We start from the raw sequence: 521 nt of genomic DNA, 5'->3' as shown, positions 1-521 counted from the left end.
TCAGGAGTTCCGCTTTGCTGAGCGCGAGGTCTATATCCGCCGTGACCCGTCCACCGGCGACGTGATCCTGTCGCGCCGGCCGGAGAGTTGGGACGGCTTCCTGGCCGCCATCCAGGGCAGCGCCGTGCCGGCAGACTTCCTGGCCGAGCGCGCGCAGGACGAGCAACCCCGGGATCCGCTGGCGGGTCTCGAATGACGCGCTACATGCTTGACACTAATATCGTGAGCCATCTGCTGCGAGGACACCCAGCAGTCGTGGCACGCGTGACAGCCGCGCCGATGGCGACGCTGTGCCTGTCGGTCATCACCGGCGCGGAACTGATGTACGGGCTGGCCAAGCGCCCCGGCGCAGCGCGCCTCGCGCGTGCAGTGGACGAGTTGCTGCGTCGGGTCGAGGTGTTGCCTTGGCCCCCTTCGGTGATGGCCGGCTATGGTGAAACCCGCGCTGCACTGGAATCTCAAGGGCAGCCGATGGGGGCGCTGGACTTGCTGATTGCCGCGCACGCGCTGGAGACTGGCGC

The 521-nt window shown here is 67.9% G+C and carries 2 protein-coding genes; both read left to right on the top strand.

The features are described from left to right. Positions 1-196: antitoxin (locus E1J61_RS35935; protein WP_243737118.1), on the top strand; the 196-nt coding region annotated here is incomplete at its 5' end. Between the two features lie 59 nt (positions 197-255). Then, on the top strand, positions 256-521 hold a 266-nt coding region (locus E1J61_RS35930; protein WP_243737117.1), incomplete at its 3' end, for a PIN domain-containing protein.

The sequence above is a fragment of the Cupriavidus sp. L7L genome (genome assembly GCF_004353535.1).
GTDB classification, from domain to species: Bacteria; Pseudomonadota; Gammaproteobacteria; order Burkholderiales; family Burkholderiaceae; genus Cupriavidus; species Cupriavidus oxalaticus_A.
Note: the sequence above shows the minus strand (reverse complement) of the source record. Positions and strands in the feature narration are given on the sequence as shown.